The organism is Aeromonas sp. 84A, assembly GCF_051919345.1.
Classification (GTDB): domain Bacteria; phylum Pseudomonadota; class Gammaproteobacteria; order Enterobacterales; family Aeromonadaceae; genus Aeromonas; species Aeromonas veronii.
Map to the genome: position 1 here is coordinate 4,424,189 of NZ_JBQBEW010000001.1, position 14,001 is coordinate 4,438,189.

Below are 14,001 nucleotides of genomic sequence, written 5' to 3' on the forward strand. Positions count from 1 at the left end.
TATCTCTCCCCTGAGTAGGCGTTAGCGTTACGGGCTATTTGCGTTGCGCGATTATAAACCAGAGTGGATCCAGTTCTTTGATTTCACGACGATATCACGCGTTCAGGGCAAAGGGTCAAACAACACCAGCCCATGGGGGGCGACCTTGATCCGTGCCCGCATCCCATCAAGGGGCTCGCCAATGCTCGCCTCCAGCTGCAGATCGCCACACTCGAACAGCACCCGGCAGTGGTGGCCGAGGAACTGCTGCTCCACCACCTTGAGCTCGCCATCTGCCGCACTCTCCAGCAACAACTGCTGGGGTCTGAGCATCAGCTGCAACTGCTCACCCACTGCGCGGCCATGAGGCTCACTGCCACAGATGACCCCGAGCGCCGTCTGCACGCAGTGGCTGTCCACCACCTGGGCAGCCAGATAGTTGACCCCGCCGAGAAACTCCGCCACGAAGCGGTTTTGCGGGCGGCGATAGAGCTGCTCCGGCTGGCCCACCTGTTCGATGTGACCGGCGCGAAACAGCGCCAGCCGATCGGCGAAGGCGAACGCCTCCTCCTTGCTGTGGCTGACGAAGATGGCGCCGATCCCCTGCTGCTTGAGCAGGGCGCGGATCTCGAGGATCAACTTCATCCGCACCTGGGTATCGATGTTGGAGAAGGGCTCATCCAGCAGCATCAGCCGCGGCTTACACACCAGCGCCCGGGCGATGGCTACTCGCTGCTGCTGACCGCCGGAAAGCTGGTGCGGATAACGATCCCCCAGCCCCTGCAGATTGACCAGCGCCAGCGCCTCGTCCACCTGCTGCTGGCGGGCGCGGCGATCGAGTTTGGTCAGGCCAAAGCCGACATTGTCGGCCACCGTCAGGTGGGGAAAGAGGGCGTAATCCTGAAAGATCATCCCGATATTGCGCGCCTCGGGCGGCATGCTGGCACTCGGCCCGTCGAGCAGGGTATCACCGAGGCGAATTGAGCCCTCTGCCAACGGCAGCAGCCCGGCGATGGCCTTGAGCAGCGTGGTTTTGCCGCAGCCACTGGCCCCCAGCAGGCAGACGATCTCGTTGTCTGCCACCGTCAGGGAGAGCTGCTCCAGCACATTGCGGCCGTTGTAACGACAGCTGACATTTTCAACCTGCAAACAGGACAAGGCTGACTTCCTCTCGTTTCTGGCGGCGCGCTGCCTTTCGGTTCAGCACACCGCATGCAATTTCATTGACCGACGCGGCGACTCAGTGGCCCGGACTGTCCAGACTGCGGTTGACCCAGATCAGCGGCAACAGCCCCACCAGCACAATGACGATAGCCCCCAGCGCGCCACGCTCCAGCATCTCGTCCGAGACAAACTGATAGACGTGGGTCGCCAGAGTATCGAAGTTGAACGGCCGCAGCAGCAGGGCGGCGGGCAGCTCCTTCATGGATTCGATAAACACCAGCATGGCACCGGCAAACAGACCGCGGCGCACCAGCGGCAGATGGACCCGGCGCAGCATGCCGCCATCCCCCTGCCCCAGGGAGCGGGCAGCCATGTCGAGACTGGGGGAGATCTTGCCCATGCTGCTCTCCACCGAGCCGATGGCGATGGCCACGAAGCGTACCAGATAACCGAACACGATGGCGGTGATGGTGCCGGTTAGCAGCAAGCCCGGGCCCTGACGCCCGAGCCACTCGGCCAGATCGTTGATGGCAAAGTCGAGGGCGGTTAGCGGCACCAGCACACCGATGGCGAGCACGGTACCCGGCATGGCGTAGCCCATGGCGGCTATGCGCAGGGGCAACAAACTCTTTATCCCGCCATCGAGGCGACGGAAGAAGCCGAGCAGCAGGGCGATGCCCATCGCCAATAGTGCCGTCAGCGCCGAGATAGCCAAGCTGTTGCCGGCAAAGCGGACAAACTCCGGCGTCCATGACAACTCGAAGTAACGCACCCCGTAATCGAGCAGGATGACGAATGGCAGGCCAAAACCGGCCAGCACCAGCCCCCAGCACCAGAGACAGGCCAACCAACGGCCAATCCCCTTGAGCGGATAGCGCAGCGGCTGCTCATGGCCCATGGACTTCTGGAACACCTGCTGCCGACTGCGCGAGCGGCGCTCCAGCGCGATCAGCAGCACCACAGCCAGCAGCATCAGGCAGGAGAGTTTGGCCGCGGTGGCCAGACTGCCATAGCCAAGCCAGGTGTCGTAGACCGCCGTGGTCAGGGTGTTGATGGCAAAGAAGTGGACGGTGGCGAAATCGGCCAGCGTCTCCATGGCCACCAACGATACCGCCACCATGATGGCGGGGCGCGCCAGCGGCAGACTGAGACGACGAAAGCTCTGCCACGGGGTACAGCCGAGCAGGCGGCTGGAGTGGATCAGGCTGACTGACTGCTCGAGAAAAGAGGCGCGGGTCAGCAGATAGACATAGGGGAACAGCACCAGCGCCAGCACCCAGGCGGCGCCGCCAAGGGAGCGAATGGCCGGAAACCAGTAATCGGCAGGACTATTCCAGCTAAAGAGCGCTCGCAACCCGGCTTGTAACGGGCCCGAGTAGTCGAGCAGGTTGGTATAGACGTAGGCGACGATATAGGAGGGCATGGCCATTGGCAGCATCAAGGCCCATTGCAGGGCACGGCGCCCCGGCACCTGACACATGGCCACCAGCCAGGCGGTGGGTACGCCAAACAGCAGGCTGAGCAATACTACGCCGACCACCAGCCCCAGGGTATTGCCGAGATAATCGAGCAACACGGTATCGGCGAGGTGGCGAAACAGCTCCCCCTCAGCCGAAAAGGCAGAGAAAAGCAGAGCAATCACCGGTAAACCCAGCAGCAGGGCGATGGCCCAGCTGCCGGTCATCCATCCAAAATTTTTCATGAGACCACAGATGTTGATGGGGCCGTTGGCCCCATCTGATTACAAGTCGAACTTCACTTCATCCAGCAACTGCAAGGCGTCCTTGCGGTGCTTGGCGTAATCGCTGACCGGTAGTGCGTCAGACTTGAAACTGCCCCAGGACTTGACCATGGCGGAAGGCTCGACTCCGGCCTTGACCGGATATTCGGCGTTCACATCCGCATACATGTGCTGGGCGGTGTCACCAGCCAGAAACTCCATCAGCTTCTGGGCCTCGGCCTTGTTCTTGGCATACTTGGTCATGGCCACGCCGCTCACGTTGACATGGGCACCGCGGTCAGCCTGGTTCGGGAAGTTGATATAGACTGCATCCGCCCAGGACTTCTGCGCCGGATCTTTCAACATGGCGCCCAGATAGTAGCTGTTGCCGAGCGACACGTCACAGATGCCATCCTTGATCGCCTTGACCTGATCCCGGTCGTTGCCCTGCGGTTTGCGCGCCAGGTTGGCCTTGACCCCTTCCAGCCAGGTTTTGGTTTCGGCCATGCCGTGATGGGCAATCATGGAGGAGACCAGCGCCACATTGTACTCATGCTTGCCGCTGCGGGTGCAGATTTTCCCTTTGAATTCCGGCTTGGCCAGATCTTCGTAGCTGATGGTCTCCAGCTTGCCGAGGCGATCCTTGCTGGAGTAGATGGCGCGTACCCGGGTGGTCAGAGCGAACCAGTGATTCTCCGGATCACGATAGATAGCGGGGATGTTCTCCTGCAGGATCTTGCTATCCACCGGCTGTACCAGCCCCTTGTCCACCAGATCGGTCAGACGGCTGATATCGACGGTCAGCATCAGGTCGGCCGGAGAGAGCTTGCCTTCCCGCTCCAGACGCTCGTTCAACCCCTCTTTGGCGAACACCACGTTCACCTTGATGCCAGATTCCTTCTCGAACTGCTGGATGATGGGCTTGATCAGCTCATCCTGCCGGTTGGAGTAGACATTCACTTCCCCGGCCGCCAATGCCGACTGAGCTGCCAACGCAGAGAAAGCCAGTGCCAACATCTTCATTTTCATCATCCATTCCTTGATTAGCTATACAGAGTGATAACGATTTCCGTTTGCATTCTGCATACATCTTATAAGCGGATCAAGAAAGCTCGCCATCGCCACATCACATATTTAATCGCCCATAAATGAAAAGGGCCGGATGGAATCCCATTCGGCCTCTTCTGAGCAAAACGTTATGTTGATCAGGCTTCAATAAGCGCTCACTCCATCGGGATTCCCCGAGATCGGGAGGTCAACAGATCTGTACGTCACTGATGCGGTTCATCACAGCGCCTCGTCGTCACTTTCGCCGGTGCGGATGCGCACCGCCTGCAGTAAGTCGTAGACAAAAATCTTGCCGTCGCCGATTTTGCCGGTATAGGCCGCCTTGCAGATCGCCTCAATCACCCCTTCCACGTTATCATCGGCGGTAGCAATCTCCAGCTTCACCTTGGGCAGGAAGTCGACCTGATACTCGGCTCCCCGGTATAATTCGGTGTGTCCCTTCTGGCGGCCAAATCCCTTGACCTCGGACACGGTCAGCCCTTCCACCCCCAGGTTGGCAATAGCCTCGCGGACATCGTCCAACTTGAACGGTTTGATAATCGCACTAATCAGCTTCATCTGGTTGCTCCCAATCCATGGTGTGTCATGAATCGGGTATCAATTCTTATGCCAAGTATTTTTATTGTTTTATTTCATATAGATAGAGTTTAATGCCTGCGCCATTCGCCAGGCACATCCCCATAACCGGCCAGCACGCCCCATAATGAGGCACCATGCTGCAGCGGTCAGCGGGTATGCACCAAACAAGAGCAAAACAGCATGTTAGTTATCTCCAACAGCGTCACGATTCCCTGGCATGAGCTGCAATTTCAGACCATGCGGGCACAGGGCAACGGCGGACAGCACGTCAACAAGACCGACTCCGCCGTCTGGCTGCGCTTCGATTACCGCAACTCTCCCAGCCTGACGCCCCTCTACAAGGAGGGTCTCGACAAGCTGAGCGACAGCCGGGTACACGATGGCTTTGTCCTGATCCGGGTCGAGAGCCATCGCAGCCAGGACATGAACCGCAAGGAGGCGATGAGCCGTCTGGTGGAGTTGCTGAAAAAAGCAGCCTGGCGCCCCAAGGCCCGCCATGCCACCAAGCCGACCCGCAGCTCCCAGCGCAAGCGGGTTGATGCCAAAAAGCGCAAGGGGGATATCAAGTCCGCCCGCGGCAAACCGGTTCTGGACTGAGCCAACCCCCAGCCCCCAAAGGATGTCAGCCGATGAGATACAGTTTTTGCGACAGCGCCCGCGGCCCGCTGCTGGTCGCCATCGATCAGGATGGCCTGCGCCACGTGGAGTTCATGCACGGGGAGCGGCCCGTCATGCCGCAAGCTGACTGGCAACGGGATGACAAGGCGCTGGCCCCCTATCTTGCCCAGTTCACCGCCTATTTTGCCGGGAAATTGCAGCAGTTCGATCTGCCCATGGCAGCGAAGGGCACCCCGTTCCAGCAAACGGTGTGGAACGCTTTGTGTGATATCCCCTATGGCGAGACCGTGAGCTATCTCGAGATTGCCCAGGCGATAGGCAATCCCAAGGCGGTGCGGGCTGTGGGCGCTGCCAATGGGCGCAATCCGCTGAGCATCATAGTGCCCTGCCATAGAGTGATCGGACGTAGCGGCGAGCTGACCGGCTACGCAGGCGGCATTCCCATCAAGCGCTGGTTGCTGGAACTGGAACAGACTGGCACAACATTCGAGCTGGCCCCATGAGATGATGAGCGCCCCCGGAGAGGAACGGGACAATATCGTGGCCAAAATGAAAAGGCTTTCAGCCAGTAGCCACGCTTTGCTGACAAGATGAACAGAAAATGAAGAATCGCCTCAGAACTACTTCAGATTGAGCTTGGCATGATGGCTCCATACTTGAATGGCACGGCTCATTCGCTGATTCAAGTAGCACCCATGTGACGCTTCCAATCTGTCTTTTTCCCCGCGCCTCCTCTGAGGCGCTTTTTTTGTGCCGACACAACAGGCCACCACTTGGGCTGAATGGCCTGAACGCCACAAAATCTGCGCCCGCCCAAAAACCAAGAGGCGAAGGATCATCCTTCGCCTCTGACGTAACAACTGGCTACTCGCTCTGGGGCAGGAACTGCAGCTCCGGCGCCGAGGAGGTCAGCACATCGGCGCAATAATCCCAGGTCGAGATGCGATAGTGCTGCAGATCTTCATCCAGATGCAGACCATCCGACTCCTGATGGAACCAGCTGGCAAAACGGGATGGGGTGATGAGCTGGATCTGCTCTTCGATAGCGTGACTATCCTTCCCCTCGGCCAGATCGCAATCTTCGATAACCCGCAGGGCGTAGATATGGCGAAAATAGACCCGGCAGAGGATTTGCGGGGGCAGATCGATGCTGCGTGCCCGCCCCAGCATGATGGTCAGAGAGTCGCTCCAGAGATCCTGATGCAGCTCGGCCACAACCAGACCGGGTGGGAGCTGGCGGGACGGAGCCCAAGGGACGGCAACCTGCCGAATGGCATTTTTCTGTTCCATATTCACCTCACGACGACTCGCTCCCTGTCTTGAGTCTATCTGAACCACATAGTCCCGGCGAAGGCAATCGATGGACAATAAAAACGGCAATAAAAAAGCCGACGTATCAAACGTCGGCGAATAAAAAGTGCTTACAACAGAGGATTCACATATTCAGACCCACGGGTCGAAAGATTGGTTCCCTCTTTTTGTAATTAATTTTCGGCGCGTTTAAACATCAGGGTATTGGCGTCCGACTCTTCCGGCACGAAGTAGTAGCCCTCGGCGTTGAAACCGGTCAGCTGCTCCACCTCGGTCAGACGGTGCTTGATGATGTGGCGAGCCATCATGCCGCGCGCCTTCTTGGCGTAGAAGCTGATGATCTTGAACTGGCCGTTCTTCTCATCCTTGAACACCGGTGTGACAATCCGCCCTTTCAGGCTCTTGGGGCGTACCGACTTGAAATACTCGTCGGAGGCCAGATTGATCAGCACTTCATCCCCCTGCGCTGCCAGCGCGTCGTTGAGATGGTGAGTGATCACCTCCCCCCAGAACTGGTAGAGATCCTTGCCGCGACTATTGTCGAGCCGGGTCCCCATCTCCAGCCGGTAGGGCATCATCAGATCGAGTGGGCGCAGCACGCCGTAGAGGCCGGAGAGCATCCGCAGGTGCGCCTGAGCGAAGTCAAAATCGGCCTCGCTGAAATCCTCTACCGCCAAACCGGTGTAGACATCCCCCTTGAAAGCCAGCAGCGCCTGACGGGCGTTGGCGGGGGTGAAATCTGGCTGCCACTCGGCAAAACGGGCTGCATTGAGACCGGCCAGCTTGTCGCTGATCTTCATCAGAGTGGCGATCTGGTCAGGGCTCAGTTGGCGGGCCCGGCTAATCAGTTCGGCGGAGTGATCCAGCAGCTCGGGTTGGGTGAAACGGGGTGTCACCAGCGGTGACTCGTAATCCAGCGTCTTGGCCGGGGAAACCACAATCAGCATAACGTTCCTTTATGGCGAGGGGCCGAACGGCAGAGCGGCCCCATGATTCATTCATCCAGCGTCACATTGTCCAGCGTGCCGGTGCCGAGCCGCTCGCGACCGGAGAGCTTGATCAGCAGTCGCAGGTCGTTGGCCGAGTCGGCATGGGCGAGGGCCTCACTGTAGCCAATCTGGCCGGCGCAGAACAGGCTGAAAAGCGCCTGATCGAAGGTCTGCATACCCAGCTCGGTGGATTTGGTCATCACCTCCTTGAGGCGATGCATCTCTCCCTTGCGAATAATATCGGTGATGAGCGGGGTATTGAGCAGGATCTCGAACGCGGCGCAGCGCCGCTTGCCATCCATACTCGGCACCAGCTGCTGAGCGACGATGGCCTTGAGGTTGAAAGAGAGATCGAACAGGAACTGGCGGTGTTTGTCTTGCGGCACCAGATGGAGGATGCGATCCAGCGCCTGGTTGGCGTTGTTGGCATGCAAAGTGGCGAGACAAAGGTGTCCCGTCTCGGCGAACTGAAGGGCAAACTCCATGGTCTCCTGACTGCGGATCTCGCCGATCAGGATCACGTCCGGTGCCTGACGCAGCGAGCTTTTCAGCGCCACATCGAACGACTCTGTGTCGATCCCCACCTCTCGCTGGGTCACCAGACTACGACCATGCTGATGAACGAACTCCACCGGATCTTCTACCGTCAGAATGTGACCATCGGCATGCTGGTTGCGATAGCCGATCATCGCCGCCTGGGTAGTCGATTTGCCCGCCCCGGTGGCGCCGACAAACAGCACCAGTCCCCGCTTGGCCATCGCCACCTCTTGCAGGATCTTGGGTAGCTGCAGATCTTCAAAGGTGGGAATGCGGGTCTCGATACGCCGCACCACCATGCCGGGCAGCTCCTGCTGCCAGAAGGCGCTGACCCGAAAACGACCAAGCACCTCGCGATAGATCGCGTAGTTGGCCTCCTTGGTGCGAATATAACGCTCGAAGTGATCGCTGCTGAGGGTATCCCTGACCAGCTTCAGCGCCCCCTTCTTGTCGAGCGCTTCCCCCCCCAGCGACACCAGATGGCCATTCACCTTGAGGGTGGGCGGCGAGCCCACCGTCACAAACAGATCCGACCCCTTTCGCTCGACCAGCTCGCTCAGCAGATCATCCAGATTCATCATCTATCCCTCCCTGGGTGCGAGTCGCTTAAATGCTGTTGGGATCGACGGCCTTGGCCTTGGCATCGAGGGATGCCACCACGCCACGACTAACCAGCTGCTTGAGGCTCTGATCCATGGTCTGCATGCCGTGGGTCATCCCGGTCTGGATCACCGAGTAGAGCTGGGCAATCTTGTCCTCCCGGATGAGGTTACGCACCGCCGGAATGCCCATCATGATCTCGTGAGCCGCCACCCGACCGCCACCAATGCGCTTGAGCAGGGTCTGGGAGATGACCGCCCGCAGGGATTCGGAGAGCATGGAGCGCACCATGTCCTTCTCCGCGCCGGGGAAGACGTCAATGATACGGTCGATGGTCTTGGCCGCCGACGAGGTGTGCAGGGTGCCAAACACCAGATGGCCAGTTTCGGCGGCGGTCATGGCCAAACGAATGGTCTCAAGGTCGCGCATCTCGCCCACCAGAATGATGTCCGGGTCTTCCCGCAGTGCCGAGCGTAGGGCGTTGCTGAAGCTCTTGGTATCCCGGTGCACTTCCCGCTGGTTCACCAGACAGCGCTTGTTCTCGTGGACGAATTCGATGGGGTCTTCGATGGTGAGGATATGGTGATGGAAGTTCTCGTTGATGTAGTTGACCATGGCCGCCAGGGTGGTCGACTTACCCGAGCCGGTCGGGCCGGTCACCAACACCAGACCCCGCGGGAACTCGGCGATCTTGCGGAAGATCTCCGGCGCATCGAGATCCTCGAGGCTCAGCACCGTGCTGGGGATGGTACGAAATACCGCGCCCGAGCCGCGAGCCTGCTGGAAGGCGTTGACCCGGAAACGGGCCAGATTGGGCACCTCGAACGAGAAGTCGACCTCGAAGTTCTCCTCCAGCTCCTTGCGCTGATGGTCGTTCATGATGTCGTAAATGAGGGCATGCACTTCCCGGTGTTCCAGGGCGGGCAAATTGATCTTGCGAACCTCACCATCAACCCTGATCATCGGGGGAACCCCGGCCGAGAGGTGTAGATCCGAGGCTTTATGCTTTACACTGAAAGCCAATAACTCTGTGATATCCATAGACTTGTCATTCTCCCATCACAAGATCACTAACGAAATATGAACCAGATTGCCCAGCACCTGTTTCAGGTAAAGGAACGTATTGCCCAGGCCGCCGAACGGGCGAGCCGCAACCTGCAGCAGATCCGCCTGCTGGCCGTGAGCAAGACCAAACCTGTCGAGGCCATCATGGCCGCCCATGCCGCAGGTCAGCGCTGCTTTGGCGAATCCTACGCCCAGGAAGCAGCGGCCAAGATCGATACCTTGCGCCAGCAGCCGGAATATAGCGACATAGAGTGGCACTTTATCGGCCCTTTGCAATCGAACAAATCCAAACTGGTCGCCGAACGGTTTGACTGGGTGCAGAGCGTGGATCGGGACAAGCTGATCGACCGCCTCAACAACCAGCGCCCAACTACAATGGCACCGCTAAATGTTTGTCTGCAAATCAATATTAGCGGAGAGAGCAGCAAATCCGGAACGTCGGAACAAGAGATTTTCCGCCTTGCCGAGCTGGTCTCTCAAAGTGAGCGACTGGTGCTGCGGGGGCTGATGGCCATTCCCGAACACACCAGTGACGAGAGCGTACTGGCCGCTCAAATGACCCGTATGCAGACTCTGTTCACCGAGCTTGCGCGACAATACCCCACGGTGGATACCCTCTCGATGGGGATGACCGAGGATCTTGAACTGGCGATCGCCCACGGCAGCACCATGGTGCGGGTCGGCACCGCCATCTTCGGCGCCCGTGACTACTCATAGGCAAGGCCAGCGGATAACCCATACGTCCGCCTCTTGCCGCGACTTCATCAACAGGAGCGTTTGATGGAACACCGAATTCTGGCGTCTGGTGGTGCAGGCAACACCCACCCCGCCGCGACCCCATGTGCTACAGGAGCATCTGATGCAGCATAGAACGCTGGCCTTTATCGGCGCGGGCAACATGAGCCGCAGTATCATCGCCGGACTGGTCAAGGCGGGTTATCCCGCTGGGCAGATCACTGCAGCCAACCCCAGTCTGCCCAAGCTGGAGGCTCTGGCGAGCGAACATGGCATTCGCATCACCCAGAGTAATGCCGAGGCGGCCCGCGACGCAGAGGTGATCGTGCTGGCGGTCAAACCGCAGCTGATGGCCGGCATGCTGTCAGCACTGGTTGAAGAGTTGGGCTCCCTTGAGGGCAAGCTGCTCATCTCCATCGCGGCTGGCATCAAGGTGGCGCGCCTTGGCGAGATGGCCGGTGGCCATGACCGCATCATACGCACCATGCCCAACACCCCTGCCCTGCTGGGGCTGGGCATGACCGGCCTCTATGCGCCCGAGCATATTGGAGCCCACGATCGCGAGTTTGCCGAGCAGATGATGCAGGCGGTTGGCAAGACCCTCTGGGTGGAGCAGGAGTCCGGCATCAACGGCGTCATCGCCGCGGCGGGCAGTGCTCCGGCCTACTTCTTCCTCTTTATGCAGGCCATCGCCGAAGAGGCAGAGGCGATGGGCTTCTCGCCCGAGCAGGCACGCCTGCTGGTGCAGCAGACCGCGCTGGGCGCAGCCACCATGGTGGAGCAGAACCCTGAGCTGGCGCTGCAAACCCTGCGTGAGCAGGTCACCAGCAAGGGCGGCACCACAGCCGAAGCCATCAAGACATTCCAGCAGCAGGGGCTGATGCCGCTGACTGCGCAAGCCATGCAGGCGGCCGTTGCTCGCGCCACCGAAATGGAAACCCTCTTCTAACAGGAGCCCAGATGAACACTGCTTACTTTCTGATTAACACCGTTTTCGATCTCTACCTGATGGTGATCCTGCTGCGCGTCTGGCTGCAGTGGGCCCGCGCCGACTTCTACAACCCGATGAGCCAGATGGTGGTCAAGCTGACCAATCCGCTGGTGATCCCGCTGCGTCGCGTTATCCCGGGCTTGGGCGGCATCGATCTCGCTTCCGTGGTGCTGGCGCTGGCCATCGCCTTCGCCAAGCTGGCCCTGCTCAAGAGCATGAACGTACTGCTGGCGGACTGGCTCAGCATCAGCCTGTTTGCCGCGCTGACCGTGCTGAAGAAAGCGGGCTCGATGATCTTCTGGGTACTGCTGATCCGCGCCATCCTGAGCTGGGTCAGCCAGGGCCGCAACCCCATCGAATACGTGATGCATCAGTTGACCGAACCGTTCCTCGCCCCTATCCGCCGCGTACTGCCGGCACTGGGCGGGCTGGATCTCTCGGTGTTAGTCGCCTTTATCGGCCTGCAAGCCATCAACTACCTGCTGGGTGACCTGTTCGGCCAGCTGTGGTGGATGATTTGATGCCAGCCGTCCTGCAACAAGGGGATGAACTGGTACTGCATCTGGTGATCCAGCCCAAGGCAAGTCGGGATCAGATCATCGGATTGCATGGCGAAGAGCTGAAAGTGGCCATCACGGCGCCGCCCGTCGATGGCCAGGCCAACAGCCATCTGATCAAGTTTCTGGCCAAGCAGTTCAAGGTGGCCAAGGGACAGATCACCATAGTGCGGGGCGAGCTGGGGCGACACAAAACCGTCGCCATCGACAGCCCCAAACAGTTGCCGCAAGAAGTGAGTACACTGCTGAATGACACGCAAGGCTGAATGAATCGGCCTGCGCCAACCGTAGATATGAGAGGGATGACAGATGAAAACAGCCTGGATGAGTGGCCTGCTGGCACTGCTGATGACCCTGCCGCTCAAGGCAGAACAGATGAAGGAGCTGGGCCCCTGGTTGGTGCACTACAGCGCCTTCAACTCCAGCTTCCTCACCCCCGAGGTCGCCAAGGCGTATGGACTGGAGCGCAGTCGCTATAACGCCATCATCAATATCGCGGTACAGGACAAGCAGAAAGTGGCGCAAGCCGTGGGGATCACCGGTGAGGCCAAGAACCTGACCGGCACCATCCGCACCCTGAACTTTCAGGAGGTAAAAGAGGGGGATGCCATCTACTATCTGGCGACCCTCCCCTACCGCAACGAAGATACCTATCAGTTCACCCTGAAGATCATGGGCGGTGGGCAGCAACAGAACCTCAGCTTCCAGCAAACTTTCTACGTCGACTGAGCAGCAACAAGAAGCCCCGACCAAGGCCGGGGCTTCATTTTATCCATATGACAAGGGCGCCATGAGGGCGCCCTTGTTGCATCTATTCCGTACCGCGACTGTTACAGGGCGAGGAACAGACCGGCCAGACAGGCGCTCATCAGGTTCGCCAGCACGCCGGAGAGAATGGCGCGCATGCCGTAACGGGCGATGAAGGATTTGCGCTCCGGCACCATGGAGCCCAGACCGCCGATCAGGATCGCCATGGAGGAGATGTTGGCAAAGCCGCACAGGGCGAAGGTCACGATGGCCTTGCTCGACTCGCTCAGGGTCTGATCCTGCACCAGACCGATGAAGGCGACGAACTCGTTGACCACGATCTTGGTACCGATCAGGGCGCCAGCGGCTTGTGCCTGATCCCAGGGTACACCGATCAGCCAGGAGACGGGGGCAAACAGCCAGCCCAGAATGATCTGGAAGCTCAGATCCAGCCCCACCAGACCGCCAGCCCAACCCAGCAGACCATTGAGCATGGCGATCACGCCAACGAAGGCCAGCAGGGTCGCACCGACTGCCACCGCGATATTGAGGCCGGACATGGCGCCATCGGCCGCCGCCTCAATCACGTTGGTGGCGCGGGGGATCTCCACATCCTGATGGTGATCGACCTCTTCAGCTCCCGGCGGCACCAGGATCTTGGCCATCGCCAGACCGGCAGGGGCCGACATGAAGGCCGCTGCGATCAGGTATTTCAGCTCAACCCCTAGGCTGGCATAACCCACAAGGGTGCCACCGGCGACGGAGGCGAGACCACAGCTCATCACAGCGAAGAACTGGGAATCGGACATCTTGGAGAGGTAGGGTTTGACCACCAGCGGCGCTTCCACCATGCCGACGAAGATGTTGGCGGTCGCGGAGAGGCTCTCGGCACGGCCGGTGCCCAGCAATTTCTGCAAGCCACCACCCAGCAGGGCGATGACCCGAGGCATGATGCCGATGTGGTAGAGGATGGCGATCACCGCGGAGAAGAAGATGATGACCGGCAACACGTTGAAGGCAAAGATGAAGCCCAGCTTGAACTTGGCCAGATCACCGAACAGGAAGGCGATCCCCTCCTGACCATAACCGATCACGCTGCTTACGCTCTCACTGACCCCGTTCAGCACATGCTGACCGGCAGGCAGCCAGAGCACTAGACCGGCAAACATGATTTGCAGGCAGAGGGCAAGGCCAACTGTTCGCAATGGGATACGACGACGATTATCAGAGCAGATGACGGCAAGCGCCAGGATACTCAGGATGCCGAGCAGGGCAATCATAGGGACTCCATCAGGTGGGGCAAAAGATGGGCGCGGATTCTGCGCCTCTCCCCCCGTCACT

At 59.5% G+C, this 14,001-nt stretch carries 16 protein-coding genes; 7 read left to right on the plus strand and 9 right to left on the minus strand.

The window, feature by feature from the left end:
- Positions 1-102: 102 nt before the first annotated feature.
- The 4 genes from ACTG20_RS20070 to glnK form a co-directional block, all read right to left on the minus strand.
- Complete coding sequence (locus ACTG20_RS20070; protein ID WP_194495298.1) at positions 103-1,137, minus strand: ABC transporter ATP-binding protein; 1,035 nt, start codon at positions 1,135-1,137, stop codon at positions 103-105.
- Positions 1,138-1,219: 82 nt separating this feature from the next.
- On the minus strand, positions 1,220-2,845 hold the full coding sequence (locus ACTG20_RS20075) for an ABC transporter permease (RefSeq protein WP_194495296.1): 1,626 nt from the start codon (positions 2,843-2,845) through the stop codon (positions 1,220-1,222).
- Positions 2,846-2,884: 39 nt separating this feature from the next.
- Positions 2,885-3,892 carry a Fe(3+) ABC transporter substrate-binding protein gene (locus ACTG20_RS20080; RefSeq protein WP_196783465.1) on the minus strand — a complete coding sequence of 336 codons (1,008 nt, stop codon included), beginning with the start codon at positions 3,890-3,892 and terminating at the stop codon, positions 2,885-2,887.
- 258 nt (positions 3,893-4,150) lie between these two features.
- The gene (gene glnK / locus ACTG20_RS20085; protein ID WP_005341406.1) at positions 4,151-4,489 is read right to left on the minus strand and encodes a P-II family nitrogen regulator; all 339 of its coding nucleotides are present in this window, start codon (positions 4,487-4,489) and stop codon (positions 4,151-4,153) included.
- Positions 4,490-4,690: 201 nt separating this feature from the next.
- Here glnK and arfB point away from each other — a divergent pair, with 201 nt between their 5' ends.
- Positions 4,691-5,107 carry an alternative ribosome rescue aminoacyl-tRNA hydrolase ArfB gene (gene arfB / locus ACTG20_RS20090; RefSeq protein WP_019445599.1) on the plus strand — a complete coding sequence of 139 codons (417 nt, stop codon included), beginning with the start codon at positions 4,691-4,693 and terminating at the stop codon, positions 5,105-5,107.
- Positions 5,108-5,139: 32 nt separating this feature from the next.
- Positions 5,140-5,631, plus strand: a complete 492-nt coding sequence (locus ACTG20_RS20095) for a methylated-DNA--[protein]-cysteine S-methyltransferase (RefSeq protein WP_194495292.1) — start codon at positions 5,140-5,142, stop codon at positions 5,629-5,631.
- Positions 5,632-5,992: 361 nt separating this feature from the next.
- Here the strand turns inward: ACTG20_RS20095 and ACTG20_RS20100 are convergent, their stop codons facing one another.
- The 4 genes from ACTG20_RS20100 to tapT form a co-directional block, all read right to left on the minus strand.
- Positions 5,993-6,418, minus strand: a complete 426-nt coding sequence (locus ACTG20_RS20100; protein ID WP_005340360.1) for a hypothetical protein — start codon at positions 6,416-6,418, stop codon at positions 5,993-5,995.
- A 194-nt stretch (positions 6,419-6,612) separates the two neighbouring features.
- A complete protein-coding gene (gene yaaA / locus ACTG20_RS20105) occupies positions 6,613-7,386 on the minus strand; it encodes a peroxide stress protein YaaA (RefSeq protein ID WP_064338818.1) in 774 nt (257 codons plus the stop codon).
- Between the two features lie 47 nt (positions 7,387-7,433).
- Positions 7,434-8,543, minus strand: a complete 1,110-nt coding sequence (tapU, locus tag ACTG20_RS20110; protein ID WP_439987862.1) for a type IVa pilus ATPase TapU — start codon at positions 8,541-8,543, stop codon at positions 7,434-7,436.
- Between the two features lie 28 nt (positions 8,544-8,571).
- Positions 8,572-9,606, minus strand: a complete 1,035-nt coding sequence (gene tapT, locus ACTG20_RS20115; RefSeq protein ID WP_005340354.1) for a type IVa pilus ATPase TapT — start codon at positions 9,604-9,606, stop codon at positions 8,572-8,574.
- Between the two features lie 39 nt (positions 9,607-9,645).
- Between tapT and ACTG20_RS20120 the strand changes: the two genes are divergently transcribed.
- From ACTG20_RS20120 to ACTG20_RS20140, 5 genes are all read left to right on the plus strand, one after another.
- Entirely contained in the window at positions 9,646-10,347 is a 702-nt protein-coding gene (locus ACTG20_RS20120; RefSeq protein ID WP_076495788.1) for a YggS family pyridoxal phosphate-dependent enzyme, read from the plus strand.
- Between the two features lie 142 nt (positions 10,348-10,489).
- Positions 10,490-11,314 carry a pyrroline-5-carboxylate reductase gene (gene proC, locus ACTG20_RS20125; protein ID WP_439987351.1) on the plus strand — a complete coding sequence of 275 codons (825 nt, stop codon included), beginning with the start codon at positions 10,490-10,492 and terminating at the stop codon, positions 11,312-11,314.
- Between the two features lie 11 nt (positions 11,315-11,325).
- The gene (locus tag ACTG20_RS20130; protein ID WP_047436998.1) at positions 11,326-11,877 is read left to right on the plus strand and encodes a YggT family protein; all 552 of its coding nucleotides are present in this window, start codon (positions 11,326-11,328) and stop codon (positions 11,875-11,877) included.
- A complete protein-coding gene (gene yggU, locus ACTG20_RS20135) occupies positions 11,877-12,179 on the plus strand; it encodes a DUF167 family protein YggU (protein WP_179902587.1) in 303 nt (100 codons plus the stop codon). The genes ACTG20_RS20130 and yggU overlap by 1 nt, the downstream gene beginning before the upstream one ends.
- A 43-nt stretch (positions 12,180-12,222) precedes the next feature.
- Positions 12,223-12,642, plus strand: coding sequence for a DUF4426 domain-containing protein (locus ACTG20_RS20140; RefSeq protein ID WP_150390230.1), 420 nt, complete (start codon positions 12,223-12,225; stop codon positions 12,640-12,642).
- A 101-nt stretch (positions 12,643-12,743) separates the two neighbouring features.
- Here ACTG20_RS20140 and ACTG20_RS20145 read toward each other — a convergent pair whose 3' ends face one another.
- Positions 12,744-13,940, minus strand: coding sequence for a NupC/NupG family nucleoside CNT transporter (locus ACTG20_RS20145; protein ID WP_005348874.1), 1,197 nt, complete (start codon positions 13,938-13,940; stop codon positions 12,744-12,746).
- Positions 13,941-14,001 lie beyond the last annotated feature (61 nt).

Bases quoted from the DNA above. Each gene is read 5' to 3' on its own strand.
- tapU (WP_439987862.1), bottom strand. From the start codon at position 8,543: ATGAATCTGGATGATCTGCTGAGCGAGCTGGTCGAGCGAAAGGGGTCG.
- tapT (WP_005340354.1), bottom strand. From the start codon at position 9,606: ATGGATATCACAGAGTTATTGGCTTTCAGTGTAAAGCATAAAGCCTCG.
- arfB (WP_019445599.1), top strand. From the start codon at position 4,691: ATGTTAGTTATCTCCAACAGCGTCACGATTCCCTGGCATGAGCTGCAA.
- ACTG20_RS20075 (WP_194495296.1), bottom strand. From the start codon at position 2,845: ATGAAAAATTTTGGATGGATGACCGGCAGCTGGGCCATCGCCCTGCTG.
- glnK (WP_005341406.1), bottom strand. From the start codon at position 4,489: ATGAAGCTGATTAGTGCGATTATCAAACCGTTCAAGTTGGACGATGTC.
- ACTG20_RS20100 (WP_005340360.1), bottom strand. From the start codon at position 6,418: ATGGAACAGAAAAATGCCATTCGGCAGGTTGCCGTCCCTTGGGCTCCG.
- ACTG20_RS20080 (WP_196783465.1), bottom strand. From the start codon at position 3,892: ATGAAAATGAAGATGTTGGCACTGGCTTTCTCTGCGTTGGCAGCTCAG.
- yaaA (WP_064338818.1), bottom strand. From the start codon at position 7,386: ATGCTGATTGTGGTTTCCCCGGCCAAGACGCTGGATTACGAGTCACCG.
- ACTG20_RS20145 (WP_005348874.1), bottom strand. From the start codon at position 13,940: ATGATTGCCCTGCTCGGCATCCTGAGTATCCTGGCGCTTGCCGTCATC.
- yggU (WP_179902587.1), top strand. From the start codon at position 11,877: ATGCCAGCCGTCCTGCAACAAGGGGATGAACTGGTACTGCATCTGGTG.
- ACTG20_RS20095 (WP_194495292.1), top strand. From the start codon at position 5,140: ATGAGATACAGTTTTTGCGACAGCGCCCGCGGCCCGCTGCTGGTCGCC.
- ACTG20_RS20140 (WP_150390230.1), top strand. From the start codon at position 12,223: ATGAAAACAGCCTGGATGAGTGGCCTGCTGGCACTGCTGATGACCCTG.
- proC (WP_439987351.1), top strand. From the start codon at position 10,490: ATGCAGCATAGAACGCTGGCCTTTATCGGCGCGGGCAACATGAGCCGC.
- ACTG20_RS20130 (WP_047436998.1), top strand. From the start codon at position 11,326: ATGAACACTGCTTACTTTCTGATTAACACCGTTTTCGATCTCTACCTG.
- ACTG20_RS20120 (WP_076495788.1), top strand. From the start codon at position 9,646: ATGAACCAGATTGCCCAGCACCTGTTTCAGGTAAAGGAACGTATTGCC.